Source organism: Micromonospora haikouensis (genome assembly GCF_000876225.1).
GTDB classification, from domain to species: domain Bacteria; phylum Actinomycetota; class Actinomycetes; order Mycobacteriales; family Micromonosporaceae; genus Micromonospora; species Micromonospora haikouensis.
Map to the genome: position 1 here is coordinate 3,708,142 of NZ_JXSX01000001.1, position 15,171 is coordinate 3,723,312.

Below are 15,171 nucleotides of genomic sequence, written 5' to 3' on the forward strand. Positions count from 1 at the left end.
TCGGGAAACCAGGAAACCCCGTGGACGCGGCCGTCCGCGCCCACGGCATGAGGGGGTACGACGTTCGATCAGCGGCCCGGAGCCGGCGCGGGACCGGCCTCGAGGAAGCGCAGCATGTGGCCGTTCAGCTCCTCGGCGAAGCGGTACGGCAGGTAGTCGGTGCGGATGGTGACGCGCAGGAGGGCGTGGTCGGCGCGGGGCAGCACCTCCACGGTGAGGCCGTTGGACACCTCCCGGGCGTACGGGTCGACGACCTCCTCGGTGCGGCAGCCGGGCAGGTCCAGCGGGAGCACCACGTTGTCCTGGTAGACGAAGGTCGGCAGGCTGGCGACCACCTCGCTGGAGAGCCCGGCCGCGGGATCGTCGGCGGTCTCCGCGAAGGGCACGTCCTGCGCCCGCATCAGGTCGGCGACCGTCTCGTGGACCCGCAGGACGAGCTTGTCGTCCTGCGGCCCGTCGAAGCGCACCCGCACGCAGTTGAGGTTGAGTCGGGTGGTGAACGCGGAGTCGAGCACCCGGCTGCCGCGCTTGGCGACCACCATCAGCAGGCCGATGTCGTCCTGGTGGTGGACGGCGCGCAGGGCGGTGGCGAAGGCGGCGACGAAGTAGCTGGAGCGGCTGAACCGGTGCTCCCGGGCGGCCCGGTCCCACCGCTGCATCACCTCGGGCGGCACCGTCACGGTGTGCCCGGCCTTCGGGCCCCAGGCGAGGGCCTGCTCCAGCGACACGGTCGGCCCACCGTCGCCCTGCCGGGGTAGGCCGTGGAGTTGGCCACGCCAGTATGCGCGTTGGGCGGGCAGGTCGGCGGCGTCGCGGAGCCGGGCGTACTCGTCGTGGATCTGGCGGAGGGTGGGCGCCGGATGGTCCCAGGTGGGTGACTGTCCGGCCTTACGAGCGGTGTAGGCGTGGGTGAGGTCGTGGACGAGGAGGGTGTGGGACCAGCCGTCGAAGGCGATGTGGTGGATGCCGATGCCGAGGAGGGTGCGGTTGGTGGAGCGGTCGCGGATGATGGCGGTGCGCCAGTTGCGGCCCTGGGTGTAGTCGAGGGGTTGTTGGACGGCGTCGGCGAGTTGGTCGAGGGCGTCCTGGGTGGTGGTGGCGTCGGTGAGCAGGAGCAGTTGCGGCATACCCGGGTTCGCCGGGACCAGCGCCACCGGCGGCTCCACCCGTCGGTAGCGGGCGTGCAGGGCCTCGTGCCGGCGGTGCACGTCGCCGAGCGCGGCCATCAACGCCCGCAGGTCGAGGTCGCCCTCGACCCACCAGCTCACCGGGACCACGACCTCCAGGGGCGACATCAGGCACTTGGCCACCTGCTGCGCGAGGGGCACCGGCCCGGGACGCTGGCGGCCCTGGCCGGCGGCCGGGGTGGTGCCCGTACGCCGCGGCGCGGTGGCGAGCCACGCGGCGAGCGCGTGCGGGGTCGGGGTGCGGTGGATCTGGGACACGGGGACGACCACGTCGGCGGCCTCGTCGATGCCGGTGGCCACGGCCGCCGACTGCAGGGACGTGCCGCCGAGGTCGAAGAAGCTGTCGTGGACGCCGACCCGGTCGATGCCGAGGACGGTGGCGAACACCGTGGCGACGAGTCGCTCGTGCTCGGTGCCAGGTGCGACGTAGTCGACGCCGAGATCGGGGCGGCGGCCGTCCGGGGCGGGGAGCGCAGCCCGGTCGATCTTGCCGGTGCCGCCGACGGGGAACCGGTCCAGGACCATGACGACCGCCGGGACCATGTAGGACGGCAGGATGGCGGCGGCATGCTCGCGCAGCGCCTCCGGCGTGGGGGTACGTCCGTCGCGTCCGGTGACGTAGGCGATGAGGCGGGGGGTGTTGTTGTCGTCGCGGCGGGTGACGATGGCGGTGGTGACGTCGGGGTGTTGTTCGAGGGTGGTTTCGATTTCGCCGAGTTCGATGCGGATGCCGTTGATTTTGATCTGGTGGTCGATGCGGCCGAGGATTTCGAGGGCGCCGGTGGTGTTCCAGCGGGCGAGGTCGCCGGTGCGGTAGGCGTGTTGGCCGGTGTGGGGGTCGGTGACGAATCGTTGGGTGGTGAGTTCGGGGCGGTTGAGGTAGCCGTCGGCGATGCCGTGGCCGGTGATGAGGATTTCGCCGGGCATGCCGGCGGGGACGAGGTTGAGGTGGGTGTCGACGATGTGGATCTGTCGGTTGGGCATGGGCCAGCCGATGGGTACGTAGGGTCCGCCCCAGCCGGTGGAGGCGTCGTACCAGGTGCACGCCACGGACGCCTCCGCCGGCCCGTACGCGTTGATGACCCGGGCGCCCGCCGCCAGCCAGCGCTGGACGAGTTGCGGCGGTGCGGCCTCGCCGCCGAGGACGACGCAGCGCAGGCTGGGGCAGGCCGTCGGGTCGAGCGGGGCGACGTTCGTCGCGGGCCCGAAGGTGTGAGTGACGCCGTGCCGCTCGATGAGCCCGGTGAGCCGGCGTACGTCGAGCAGGTCGTCGCGGGAGCAGACGACGACCTGGCCACCGGAGATGAGCGTGGCGAAGACCTCCCCGAACGCGGCGTCGAAGACCGGCGCGGCCGAGTGCAGCATTCTGCTGTCGGGGCCGATGGCGCACTCGTCGGCCATCCAGGCCAGGAAGTTCGTCAGCTTCTCGTGCGTCAACACCACACCCTTCGGTGTGCCCGTCGACCCCGACGTGTAGATCACGAACGCCGGCCCATCCACCCCCACCGTCGGCAGGTCCACCGGACCGGCAGCCTCGATCTGCGGCCACTCCTCGTCCAACGCCACCACCCGCACCCCACCCGGGCACGGCACCCGCGACACCACCTCACCCACGGTCAACACCACCCGCGCACCATGATCAGCCAACAACAGGCGCATCCGCTCCGCCGGCCACGCCACATCCATCGGCGTATACGCCGCACCCGCCCGCAACACCCCCAACGCCGCCACCAACGTCCACAAACTCCGATCCAACGCCAACGACACCACATCGCCCACACCGACGCCCGCCGACCGCAGAAACCCCGCCAGCAACCCCGACCTGCGCTCCAACTCCCCGTACGTCAACACCTCGCCACCAGCCACGCCCGCCACCGCCTCCGGTGACCGCCGTGCCCAGCCCACCACCAACTCGTGAATCGGCACGGTCGGCACCTCCCGCACCGGACCCCGACCCCACCCCAACAACCGATCCCGCTCCACCGCCGACACCAACCCCAACCCCGACAACCCCCGCCCAGGCTCACCCAACCCCGCCACCACCAGCGTCACCACCGCATCCACAAACCCCCGCACCCAACCGTCCGAGAACTCCTCCACCGCAAAGTCCACCCGCAGACCCGAACCGTCACCGGCCACCCACACCACCAGACCGGTATCCACCACACCCGGCCCCACCTCGGCCACCGGCCCATCGGCCAACCCCACCACCACCGGACCCACCGACTCCGCAGCCGCCGCCGACAACGGAGCCGCCAACGCCGCCTCCACCCGACCCCGCAACTCACCAAACCCCGGATCATCCGCCACATCCACCCGCACCACACCACCCGAGGCCAGCCCGAGGACCACCTCCGACTGACCCGTATACCGCGCCAACACCCCCACCAGCCCCGCCACCACCACGACACCCGAACCCGCCACACCCACCGGCCACGACACCACCCCCGACACCGAACCCGCCCGCGCCGGCCACACCACCACCCGCCGCAGATCACCCGCCAGGTCCAGACCCCCGGCGTCCACCGCGCCATCAGCGAACCCAACAGGCATGAGCCCAACCTCCGAGTGAATGGGGACGACCGGGAGAGGCGCGGGCCGAGGCGGCCGGTCGGCCGTGGTGCCGTGGGGCGGACGTACCGCAGCACGACAATGCCGTGGCGGGGACGTGTCGCGGGTGGACGTACCGCAGGGTGCCGGGCCACCGCCGAACGACCCGCCCTCGCCATGTTCCGGTCGCGGGCGGGCCCACGATCGCCCACATCCGTTCCCGGTCCGGTGCGGTGCGGGGGAACGACGACCCGACGGGGCCCGACGCTACGGAGCCTGGCCAAGCGGCGTACACCCCTAGAATTCGGGTGGGGTGGACCCCTAGCGCGGCGGTGGCGAAATGGGCCGGTCCCACTCGGCTGTCCGGCCCATCCGCGCGCCCGCAGGGCGCTGACTATGCTTCACCGATCATGATGTCGATCATGACGCAGTCGGTGACTGGTTGATCACACATCGGCTGCTGGTGTGCATCGCGCCGGCGCAGCGCTGACCACAAGCCAGCCGCTACCTGACCGGCCCAGCCCGGATCCGTCCGGCCGGTGCACGCGGCACGCCCGACTCTCGCGGCCGAGCGGCCTCACCAGGACCGGTACGCCATGCCTCACCCGCCACGTGCTCCGCAGCTCGCGGCCGTGGCGTACCGGGCTTCTCGCCACACCCCGAGGCCCCCTGTGCGGGGCCGGCATGTCAGGAGATCCAATGGATGGGCCTATCCAAGTACAGGTGTTCGCGCACGACGGGGTGGTCCTGGCCCGGCCGCCCAGCCCGGTGGAGACCGCCGGCAGCCGCTATCTGACCAGCGCGGGCGCGGGCCTGCACAACGGGTTGGACATGGTCACCGGCCTCCACCTGACCCTGCCGCACCAGTCGGCGGTCATCTGCAGCAGCGGGGCCAGCGCCGACAAGTCGCTGCGCCTGCTCAGCCGGTGCGGCCTCAAGACGCCCAGCGACCTGCGTGAGTATCGCTCCGGCGAGCAGGCGGTGCGGCTCGCCCGGGAGGCCGCCGGGCGGGGCGAGCTGCTGGAGTTCCAGTTTCCCCCGCAGGACCCGCAGCTGCGGGCCGCGCCGGCCCGGGTCGCCCCGGACCTGCTGGCCCGCCTCAACAACAAGACGGTCCTGGAGACCCTGATCGCGCCGGACTACCTGCCGCGCCGGCAGGTGGCCACCCCCGCCGAGGTACGGCAGATCGTGCGGGCCGACCGCCGGCCGGCGGTGCTCAAGCCGGCCGGCACCGAGGTGTACAGCGGGATCGCGATCTTCACCCGGAGGTTGCAGGACCGGCTGAACCGGTCGCTGTTCCACCAGCTGGAGCAGGTGAGCGACCGGTGGATCGTCGAGGAGGAGGTTCCCTTCCGGACGGTCTGGGGCCTCCAGTTCGGTGTGACGGAGAGCGGTTCGGTCGAGTACTTCGGTGCGTCCGTGCACCTGCCGCAGCCCACCTCGACGTGGGTCGGTTGCGTGCTCGACGACGACCAACCGCCGGCGGAGCTGGTCGAAGCGCTGACGGCAGGGGTCCGAAAGGCCAGCGCCCTCGGGTACCGGGGGTACTGCTCGTTCGACGCCGGGGTCGGCCGAAACGGCGAGCTACGGGTCATCGACCCGAACTTCCGGGTCAGCGCGGCCACCACGTCGGTGCTGCACCGCAGCTCCCTGCTGGGTCAGCACCCGTGCGCCATGACCACCTTCTTCACGCTCGCGCCGGGCCTCGACGTCGAGCCGGTCCTCGTCCCGTTCATCGACCGCGGGGAACTCGTCGTGTTCATGCACTACGACCCGGCGGAGACGGACAACGGCCCGCATCCGGCGACCATCCTCGGCATGGTGGGCGCGGCCGACCGCTACGCCTGCGGCGTCCTGATCTCCCAGATCCAACGCGCCCTCCCCACCTGACGGCTTGCCGCCAGGCGTGCGTTGACCAAGAGGTTTGCGTCATCTTCCGGCCCCGCCGTGACGCAAACCTCTTGATCACGCGGGGCGGGCGGTGGCCAGGGGGTCCGGGGGAGTGGGGGTCAGGGGCGTGGGGTCGGTACGCGGCGGGCGGCCGGGACCACCAGCGGCGAGCCGGTCTCCGGGTCGTCGATGACCCGGCAGGGCAGCCCGAACACCCGCTCGACCAGGTCGGCGGTGACGATCTCCCGGGGCGGGCCGGCGGCGACCACCTGCCCGTCGCGCATGGCGATGAGGTGGCTGGCGTACCGGGCGGCCTGGTTGAGGTCGTGCAGCACCGCGACGAGGGTGCGCCCCTGCTCCTCGTGCAGCGTCGCGCACAGGTCGAGCACCTCGATCTGGTGGGCGATGTCGAGGAACGTGGTGGGCTCGTCGAGCAGCAGCAGCTCGGTCTGCTGGGCGAGGGCCATGGCGATCCACACCCGCTGCCGCTGCCCGCCGGACAGCTCGTCGACGAGGCGGTCGGCGAGGTCGGCGACGCCGGTGGCGGCCATCGACTCGCCGACGATCCGCTCGTCGTCGCGGGACCACTGCCGCAGCAGCCCCTGGTGCGGGTAGCGGCCCCGGGCCACCAGCTCGGCGACGGTGATGCCGTCGGGGGCGATGGAGGTCTGGGGGAGCAGGCCGAGGGTGCGGGCGACGCGGCGGGCCGGCTGGGCGTGGATGTCACGCCCGTCGAGCAGCACCGTGCCGGCGGTGGGCCTGAGCATCCGCGCGAGGGCCCGCAGCAGCGTGGACTTGCCGCACGCGTTCGGGCCGATGACCACGGTGAACGACCGGTCGGGGATGGTCACGTCGAGCCGCTGGGCGATGGTCCGCTTGTCGTACGCGAGGGTCAGCCCGTCGCCGCTGAGCCGGGGGGTGCCGGGCCGCATGGGTGGTGCTCCGTTCTCTGTCGGGGAGAGGTGGGCCGGGCGGGTGTTGAGAAGGGGCCCTTCCTCTACAGGATGCGTCAACAAGGTGCCCCTCCTTTCACAGCCGGCCGGCGCGGCGTTCGGTGGCCAGCAGCCACACCAGGTAGCCGCCGCCGAGCGCGCCGGTGACGACGCCGACGGGGAGTTGGTGGCCGGGGAAGCCGCGCTGGGCGATCAGGTCGGCGGCGACCAGCATCGCCGCGCCCAGCGCCATGGCGGCGGCCAGGTTGGGGCCGGGCGCGCGGGTGAGCCGGCGGGTCAGGTGCGGCGCGGTGAGCGCGACGAAGTTGACCGGCCCGGCGGCCGAGGCGGCGACGGAGACCAGCAGCACCGCCGCGACCAGCAGCGTCGTGCGCAGGCCCCGCACCGGTACGCCGAGCGCGGCAGCCGTGTCGTCGCCCAGTTCGGTCATCCGCAGCGCCGGCCCGCAGGCGAACAGCACCACCGGCACCGCCACGGCGAGGGTGACGGCGACGGGCACCGCCTGCGCCCAGCCGCGCCCGTCGAGGCTGCCGGTGAGCCAGAGCACGGCGCGGGCGGCGTCCATGAGCTGCGCGCGGGTCAGCAGCCAGCCGTTGACGCCGGTGAGGATCGCCGCGACGCCGATGCCGGCGAGGATCAGCCGGTGCCCGTGCGCGCCGCGCGCCCACGCCACCGCCCACAGCAGGACGCCGGTGGCCAGCCCGCCGGCCACGGCCGCGCCGGCCAGGGCGAGGGTGCCGCCGCCGACGACCACGACGAGGAGCGCGCCGGTGGCCGCGCCCTGGGTGACGCCGAGGATGTCGGGACTGCCGAGCGGGTTGCGCACGAGGGCCTGGAAGACCGCGCCACCGAGGGCGAGGGCGGCCCCGACGAGCAGGGCGGTGACGAGCCGGGGCAGCCGCAGCTCGCCGATGATGAAGTCCTCGGCGACGGTTCCACCGCCGGCGAGGGTGCGCAGCACGTCGGCGGGGCTCATCGGGTAGTCGCCGCCGCCGATCGACGCGACGCCGAGCGCGCCGGCGGCCAGGGCGCAGCCGAGCCCGACGAGCAGGGCGCGGGCCCGGAACCGCACCGACCAGCCTCGGACGCGTACGACGCTCACGCGCGCACCGCCCGGGTGCGGGTGACCAGGTGCAGGAAGAGCGGGCCGCCGAGCACGGCGGTCATGATGCCGACCTGGAGTTCGCCGGGGCGGCCGAGCACCCGGCCGGCGACGTCGGCGCCGAGCAGCAGCACGGGGGCGAGCAGCGCGCAGGCCGGCAGCAGCCAGCGCAGGTCGGGCCCGGTGAGGGTGTGCACGAGGTGTGGCACCAGCAGCCCGACGAAGACCAGCGGCCCGCAGGCGGCGGTGGCCGCGCCGCAGAGCAGGGTGACGGCGACGATGACGGCGGCGCGGACCACGGCGGGGTTCGCGCCCAGCGCGCGGGCCTGGTCGTCGCCGAGGGCGAGGGCGTTGAGCGGGCGGGCCGCGGCCAGGGCGATCGCCAGGCCGACCACGACGAACGGCAGCACCCGGGCCACCGTGGCGAGGTCGGCGCTGGCCAGCGAGCCGACGGTCCAGAACCGCATCTTCTCCAGCGAGGCCGCGTCGAGCAGCATCACCGCGCTGACGTAGGAGTAGAGGGCCGCGTTGAGGGCCGCCCCGGCGAGGGCGAGGCGGGCGGGGGTGGCGCCCCGGCCGCCGCCGACGGCGTAGACGAGGGCGGTGACGGCCGCCGCGCCGGCGAGGGCGAACCAGACGTACCCGCCGACGGTGGCGACGCCGAGGAACGCGGCGGCGCTGGCCACGGCGGCGGACGCGCCGGCGTTGATGCCGAGCAGCCCGGGGTCGGCGAGGGGGTTGCGGGTGACGGCCTGCATGACCGCGCCGGCCACTCCGAGGGCGGCCCCGGCGAGCAGGCCGAGCAGGGTGCGCGGCAGCCGCATCTGCTGCACCACCGCGTGGGCGGGGGAGGCGGGGTCCCACAGTCCCGCCCAGACCTCGGCGAGGCCGAGCTGCCGCGCGCCGACGGCGAGGCTGACCGCGCACACGGCCGTGAGCAGGGCGAACGCGGCCAGTAGCCCGGCGATCCGGGCTGCGGGCCGGCCGCGTCGCGGCGGCGGGGCGGGGGGCGTCGCCGGCGGCGCGGGTGCGGTCGGCGACGAGTCGGTGACGGACAGCGGAAGCTCCTGTGTGGTGGGAATCGATCGCTGAGGGCTGTTGACAATAACTTAGGTTAGGGTAACTTAACCTCGCCCTTGGTCATCGGACCACCCCGGAGCGGAAAGAAGCCGTCATGCCCGTACCCGTGTCCCGCCCGCGCCTGACCCGCCGTGGCCTGCTCTCCGCCGGCGGAGCCCTCGCCGTCGGTGCCCTGCTCGGCGGTTGCGGCGGCGCCGACGACTCCGCCTCGCCGGCCGCCACCAGCGGCCCCTGGTCGTTCACGGACGACCGGCCCGAGAAGGTGACCCGGGACGCCACCCCGACCCGCGTGGTCGCCTTCACCGGCGTGGCCGCGGCGTTGGTCGACTTCGGACTCGACAGCCAGCTCGTCGGCGTGTTCGGCGAGACCACCCGTTCCGACGGCTCGAAGGAGCCGCAGGCCGGCGACCTCGACGTCGGCAAGGTGACCGTGCTCGGCAACGTCTGGGGCGAGTTCAGCATCGAGAAGTACGCCGCCCTGCGCCCCGAGCTGCTGGTCACCCACATGTACGACCCGGGCGCGTTCTGGTACGTCCCCGACGAGAGCAAGGACAAGATCCTCGCCCTCGCGCCCACCGTCGCCATCCAGACCGCCCGGGTGCCGATGAACCGGCCCATCGAGCGGTACGCCGCCCTGGCCGCCGCCCTCGGCGCCGACCTCAACGCCAAGAAGGTCACCGACGCGAAGGCCCGGTTCGAGGCGGCCGCCGAGAGCGTGCGGCAGGCCGTCAAGGCCAACCCCGGCATCAAGGTCCTCGCCGCGTCCGGCAGCCCCGACGTGTTCTACGCGTCCAACCCGAAGGTCAGCACCGACCTGATGTACTTCGCGGAGCTGGGCGTCGACATCGTGGTGCCGACGAAGCTGGAGCAGGGCGACTACTTCGAGGCCCTGAGCTGGGAGAACGCCGACAAGTTCCCGGCCGACCTGATCCTGCTGGACAACCGCACCACCGCCCTGCAGCCGGCCGACCTGGCGAAGAAGCCCACCTGGGCGGCGCTGCCGGCGGTGAAGGCCAACCAGGTCACGCCGTGGGACGCGGTGCCGCGCTTCTCCTACGCCGGGGCCGCGCCGCTGCTGGAGAACCTGGCCAAGGCCATCGCCGCCGCGAAGAAGGTGAGCTGACGCCGTGGCGGGCACTCCCCGCGCCCACCTGTTGACCACCGGCACCGCCGAGGACTACCGGCGGGTGCTGGCCGAGGGCATCGACCGGGTCGGCACCCGCATCGCCCGCACCGACCGCCCGTTCACCGGCGTCAGCCCGGCCGCGCTCGCCCCGGCCGTGGCCGCCGTCGACCTGGACCGGCCGCTCGCCGACGCCACCGCCGCCCTCGACGAGCTGGAGGAGGTGTACCTGCGCGACGCCGTCTACTTCCACCACCCCCGCTACCTGGCCCACCTCAACTGCCCGGTGGTGATCCCGGCGCTGCTCGGCGAGGCCGTGCTCACCGCCGTGAACTCCTCCCTGGACACCTGGGACCAGAGCGCCGGCGGCACCCTCATCGAGCGCCGGCTCATCGACTGGACCGCCCGGCGCATCGGCCTCGGGCCCGCCGCCGACGGCGTCTTCACCAGCGGCGGCAGCCAGTCCAACCTCCAGGCGCTGCTGCTGGCCCGGGAGGAGGCGTGCGCCCGCAATCCGGCCCCCCGCCGCGAGCTGCTGCCCCGGCTGCGGGTGCTCACCTCCGCCGCCGGGCACTTCAGCGTGCAGAAGGCCGCCACCCTGCTCGGCCTCGACGCCGACGCCGTGCGCACCGTGCCCACCGACGCCGACCGGAGGATGTGCCCCGACGCGCTGCACGCCGAGCTGACCCGCTGTCAGCGCGACGGGCACATCGTGATGGCCGTCGTCGCCACCGCCGGCACCACCGACTTCGGCTCCATCGACCCCCTCGACGCCATCGCCGACCGGTGCGCCGCCGCCGGGGCGCGGCTGCACGTCGACGCCGCGTACGGCTGCGGCCTGCTGGTCTCGCCCACCCGGCGGCACCTGCTCGCCGGCATCGAACGCGCCGACTCGGTGACCGTCGACTACCACAAGTCGTTCTTCCAGCCGGTCTCCTCCAGCGCCCTGCTGGTGCGCGACGGGCAGGTGCTGCGGCACGCCACCTACCATGCCGACTACCTCAACCCGGCCCCCCGCGCCAGCGGGGAGCAGCTGCCCAACCAGGTCGACAAGAGCCTCCAGACGACCCGCCGCTTCGACGCCCTGAAGCTGTGGCTGACCCTGCGGATGATGGGCCCCGACGCGGTCGGTGAGCTGTTCGACGAGGTGATCGACCGGGCCGACGGGGCGTGGCGGCTGCTGGCCGGTGACCCCCGCTTCGAGGTGGTCACCCGGCCCACGCTGAGCACCGTCGTGTTCCGCTACCTGCCGCCCGCCCCGGCGGGCCACCTCGCCGACGACGCCAACCGGCACGCCCGCCGCGCCCTGGCCGCCTCCGGGGCGGCCGTCGTCGCCGGCACCCGGGTCGACGGCCGGCAGTACCTCAAGTTCACCCTGCTCAATCCGGAGACCACGCTCGACGACGTGGCGCACGTCGTCGACCTGATCGCCGGGCACGCCGACCGGTACGTGGGCGAGCGGGCCGCCGCCGTCGCCCCCTGCCCGGTCGGCTGACCGGCGACCGTGCCCACCACCCAACCCCGCGCAGAAAGCGACCGCATGCCCACCCGTGACGTCGTCGCCGTCGGGCTCGGCCCGTACAACCTGGGCCTGGCCTGCCTCACCGAGCCGCTGTCCGACCTGGACTGCCTGTTCCTGGAGGCCCGCGACACCTTCGACTGGCACCCGGGGATGCTGCTGGAGACCGTCCGGTTGCAGACCCCGTTCCTGGCCGACCTGGTCACCCTCGCCGACCCCACCTCGCCGTTCTCGTTCCTCAACTGGCTCAAGGAGACCGGTCGGCTGTACCCGTTCTACATCCGCGAGCGGTTCCACCCGCTGCGCAGCGAGTACAACGCGTACTGCCGGTGGGCGGTGCAGAAGCTGACCAGCGTGCGCTTCGGCCAGCGGGTCACCGCCGTCACGCACGACCCGGCCGACGACGTGTTCGCGGTGACCGCCACGGTCACCGCCACCGGCGAGACCGTCACCCACCTGGCCCGCAACCTGGTGCTCGGCACCGGCACCCCGCCGCACGTGCCGGCGGCCTGCGCCGGGCTCGGCGGCGACGGCGTCGTGCACTCCTCCGACTACGTGACGCACCGCGACGCGCTGCGCCGCCGCCGCAGCGTCACCGTCGTCGGCTCCGGGCAGAGCGCCGCCGAGATCTACCAGGACCTGCTGGCCGACATCGACACGTACGGCTACCAGCTGAACTGGGTCACCCGCTCGCCCCGGTTCTTCCCCCTGGAATACACGAAGCTCACCCTGGAGATGACGTCCCCGGACTACGTCGACTACTTCCGCGCCCTGCCCGAGGCCACCCGCTACCGCCTCGAAGCCGAGCAGAAGGGCCTGTTCAAGGGCATCGACGCCGACCTGATCAACGACATCTTCGACCTGTTGTACGCCAAGAGCGTCGCCGCTGCGGTGGACACCCGGCTGCTCACCAACACCGAGGTGACCGGCGCGGAGCACACCGACGGCGGGTACGCGCTGCGGCTGCGCCACGTCGAGCAGGGCGGCGAGTTCGACCTGACCACCGAGGGCCTGGTGCTGGCCACCGGCTACCGCTTCCAGGTGCCGGACTTCCTCGACCCGGTGCGCCACCTGCTGCGCTTCGACTCCCACGGCCGCCTCGACGTCGCCCGCGACTACCGCGTCGACCACGCCGGCCGGATCTTCCTGCAGAACGGCGGCACCCACACCCACAGCGTCACCTCGCCCGACCTGGGCATGGGCCCGTACCGCAACTCGGTGATCATCCGGGAGCTGCTGGGCCGCGAGCCCTACCCGGTGGAGCGGCGCATCGCGTTCCAGGAGTTCGGCGTGCCGGCGGGGGTGGGGGCGTGACGGAGATCGTCTACACCCGCACCGACCCCCGGCTCGGCGAGTTCGCCCTGCGTACCCTCGACCCGGCCGCGGACGCCGCGCTGCTGCACTCCTGGGTGACCCACCCGAAGGCCGCGTTCTGGCTGATGGGCGACGCCGACGTGGCCCGGGTCGCCGCCGAGTACGCCCGCATCGCCGCCGACCCGCACCACGACGCGTTCGTCGGCCTGTGGCGCGGCGAGCCCGCGTTCCTCGTCGAACGCTACGACCCGGCGCGCGTCGAGCTGGCCGGGCGCTACCCGGCCCGCCCCGGCGACGTGGGCATGCACTTCCTCTGCGCGCCCACCGACACCCCGGTCTCCGGCTTCACCCGCGCCGTCATCACCACGGTGATGGCGTGGCTGTTCGCCGACCCCGCGCACCGCCGGGTGGTCGTCGAGCCAGACGTGCGCAACACCGCCGTGCACGCCCTCAACGCCGCCGTCGGCTTCACCCCCGCCGGCACCGTCGCGCTGCCCGCCAAGACCGGCCTGCTCTCCTTCTGCACCCGCGCCCGGTTCGCCGCCGCCACCGCAGCTCAACCCCAAGGACCGGACACCGTGGACCCGCAGGACGCCGTCGCCCACCTCACCCCCGACACGTGGGCGCGCGCCAACCGGCTGCTGGTGCGCAAGGCCCTCGCCGAGTTCTCCCACGAGCGGCTGCTCACCCCCGAGCCCGGCGGAGCCGCCCCGGCACCCGGCGCGTCCGCCGACTACGAGGTGACCAGCGACGACGGCACCGTCACCTACCGGTTCGCCGCCCGCCGGCTCGCCCTCGACCACTGGCACATCGACCCGGCCAGCATCACCCGCCGCCGCGACGGCGTGGAGCTGCCCCTGGACGCCCTCGACCTGTGCGTGGAGCTGCGCGGCGCGCTCGGCCTCACCGACCGGGTGCTGCCGGTCTACCTGGAGGAGATCACCTCCACCCTGGCCGGCTGGGCGTACAAGCTGGACCGGCCCGAGACCCCCGCCGCCGAGCTGGCCCGCGCCGACTTCCAGACGGTCGAGACCCGGATGACCGAGGGCCACCCCGGCTTCGTCGCCAACAACGGCCGCATCGGCTTCGGCATCGACGAATATCACCGGTACGCCCCCGAGGTGGGCCGGCCCGTGCGGCTGCTCTGGCTCGCCGCGCACCGCGACCACACCACCTTCACCTGCACCGCCGACACCGACGCGGACGCCCTGTACCGGGCCGAGCTGGGCGACGCCACGCTCGCCGGGTTCGCCGCCACGCTCACCGGGCTCGGCCTCGACCCGGCCGACTACCTCTACCTGCCCGTGCACCCGTGGCAGTGGTGGAACCGGCTCGCCGTCACGTTCGCCGCCGACGTGGCCGAGCAGCGGCTGGTCTGCCTCGGCCCCGGCCCGGACGAGCACCTCGCCCAGCAGTCCGTGCGGACGTTCTTCAACGTCACCCACCCCGAGCGGCACTACGTCAAGACGGCCCTGTCCGTGCTCAACATGGGCTTCGTGCGGGGCCTGTCGGCGGCGTACATGGAGGCCACCCCGGCGATCAACGACTGGCTCGCCGACCTGATCGACCGCGACGAGGTGCTCGCCTCGACCGGCCTGACGATCCTGCGGGAGCGGGCCGCGATCGGCTACCGCAACCGCCGCTTCGAGGCGGCGACGGACCGGTACTCCCCGTACCGCAAGATGCTGGCGGCGCTGTGGCGGGAGAGCCCCGTGCCGGGCCTGGAGCCGGGGCGGCGGCTGGCCACCATGGCGTCGCTGCTGCACGTCGACTCGGCCGGCGGGTCGTTCGCCGCCGCCCTGGTCGCCGAGTCGGGGCTGCCCGCGCCGGTGTGGCTGCGCCGCTACCTCGACGCGTACCTCACCCCGCTGCTGCACTCCCTCTACGCCTACGACCTGGCGTTCATGCCGCACGGCGAGAACGTCATCCTGGTGCTGCGCGACGGGGCGGTGGAGCGGGCGATCTTCAAGGACATCGCCGAGGAGATCGTGGTGATGAACCCGGACGCCGACCTGCCCGAGGCGGTGCACCGGGTCCGGGCGAACATCCCCGAGGGCGAGAAGATCCTGTCGATCTTCACCGACGTGTTCTCCTGCTTCCTGCGCCACCTCAACGTGGTCCTGCTCGACGCGGGGCTGCTCACCGAGGAGGAGTTCTGGCGTACGGTCGCCGACTGCGCGTCCGACTACGCCGCCCGGGTGCCGCACCTGGCCGACCGGCTGGCCCGCCACGACCTGTTCGCGCCGGAGTTCGCGCACTCCTGCCTCAACCGGCTCCAGTTGCGCGACAACCAGCAGATGGTGGACCTGTCCGACCCGTCGGCGGCGCTCCAGTTCGCCGGCACCCTGGCCAACCCCATCGCCCCGTACGCCCGGCGCCGGACTGCCTGAGTCTCGGCGGGAAGCGGCGCGCCGGCGGGCAGGCCCTGGTTGGCCTGCCCGCCGGCGCCCGGC

At 73.3% G+C, this 15,171-nt stretch carries 9 protein-coding genes; 5 read left to right on the top strand and 4 right to left on the bottom strand.

What is annotated here, in order from left to right; all coding sequences use genetic code 11:
- Positions 1–68: 68 nt before the first annotated feature.
- Positions 69–3,740 (bottom strand): non-ribosomal peptide synthetase, encoded by a 3,672-nt coding sequence (locus TK50_RS15195; protein WP_043963326.1) that lies wholly within the window; start codon positions 3,738–3,740, stop codon positions 69–71.
- A gap of 720 nt (positions 3,741–4,460) precedes the next feature.
- Here TK50_RS15195 and TK50_RS15200 point away from each other — a divergent pair.
- Positions 4,461–5,627, top strand: coding sequence for an ATP-grasp domain-containing protein (locus TK50_RS15200; RefSeq protein WP_241773997.1), 1,167 nt, complete (start codon positions 4,461–4,463; stop codon positions 5,625–5,627).
- A 119-nt stretch (positions 5,628–5,746) separates the two neighbouring features.
- Here TK50_RS15200 and TK50_RS15205 read toward each other — a convergent pair whose 3' ends face one another.
- From TK50_RS15205 to TK50_RS15215, 3 genes are all read right to left on the bottom strand, one after another.
- Positions 5,747–6,559 carry an ABC transporter ATP-binding protein gene (locus TK50_RS15205; protein WP_043963328.1) on the bottom strand — a complete coding sequence of 271 codons (813 nt, stop codon included), beginning with the start codon at positions 6,557–6,559 and terminating at the stop codon, positions 5,747–5,749.
- Between the two features lie 97 nt (positions 6,560–6,656).
- The gene (locus tag TK50_RS15210) at positions 6,657–7,682 is read right to left on the bottom strand and encodes a FecCD family ABC transporter permease (protein ID WP_043963329.1); all 1,026 of its coding nucleotides are present in this window, start codon (positions 7,680–7,682) and stop codon (positions 6,657–6,659) included.
- Positions 7,679–8,788, bottom strand: coding sequence for a FecCD family ABC transporter permease (locus TK50_RS15215; protein ID WP_043963330.1), 1,110 nt, complete (start codon positions 8,786–8,788; stop codon positions 7,679–7,681). The genes TK50_RS15210 and TK50_RS15215 overlap by 4 nt, the downstream gene beginning before the upstream one ends.
- A gap of 68 nt (positions 8,789–8,856) precedes the next feature.
- Between TK50_RS15215 and TK50_RS15220 the strand changes: the two genes are divergently transcribed.
- From TK50_RS15220 to TK50_RS15235, 4 genes are read left to right on the top strand one after another with little or no spacing between them, the layout of a single operon-like run.
- Positions 8,857–9,885: an ABC transporter substrate-binding protein gene (locus TK50_RS15220; RefSeq protein ID WP_043963331.1), complete on the top strand. Its 1,029-nt coding sequence runs from the start codon at positions 8,857–8,859 to the stop codon at positions 9,883–9,885.
- Between the two features lie 4 nt (positions 9,886–9,889).
- Positions 9,890–11,380, top strand: a complete 1,491-nt coding sequence (locus tag TK50_RS15225; RefSeq protein WP_043963332.1) for a pyridoxal phosphate-dependent decarboxylase family protein — start codon at positions 9,890–9,892, stop codon at positions 11,378–11,380.
- A 45-nt stretch (positions 11,381–11,425) separates the two neighbouring features.
- Positions 11,426–12,718, top strand: coding sequence for a lysine N(6)-hydroxylase/L-ornithine N(5)-oxygenase family protein (locus TK50_RS15230; protein WP_043963333.1), 1,293 nt, complete (start codon positions 11,426–11,428; stop codon positions 12,716–12,718).
- Entirely contained in the window at positions 12,715–15,108 is a 2,394-nt protein-coding gene (locus TK50_RS15235) for a GNAT family N-acetyltransferase (protein WP_082106332.1), read from the top strand. The genes TK50_RS15230 and TK50_RS15235 overlap by 4 nt, the downstream gene beginning before the upstream one ends.
- The last annotated feature ends 63 nt before the right edge of the window (positions 15,109–15,171 follow it).

Bases quoted from the DNA above. Each gene is read 5' to 3' on its own strand.
- TK50_RS15195 (WP_043963326.1), bottom strand. From the start codon at position 3,740: ATGCCTGTTGGGTTCGCTGATGGCGCGGTGGACGCCGGGGGTCTGGAC.
- TK50_RS15205 (WP_043963328.1), bottom strand. From the start codon at position 6,559: ATGCGGCCCGGCACCCCCCGGCTCAGCGGCGACGGGCTGACCCTCGCG.
- TK50_RS15220 (WP_043963331.1), top strand. From the start codon at position 8,857: ATGCCCGTACCCGTGTCCCGCCCGCGCCTGACCCGCCGTGGCCTGCTC.
- TK50_RS15230 (WP_043963333.1), top strand. From the start codon at position 11,426: ATGCCCACCCGTGACGTCGTCGCCGTCGGGCTCGGCCCGTACAACCTG.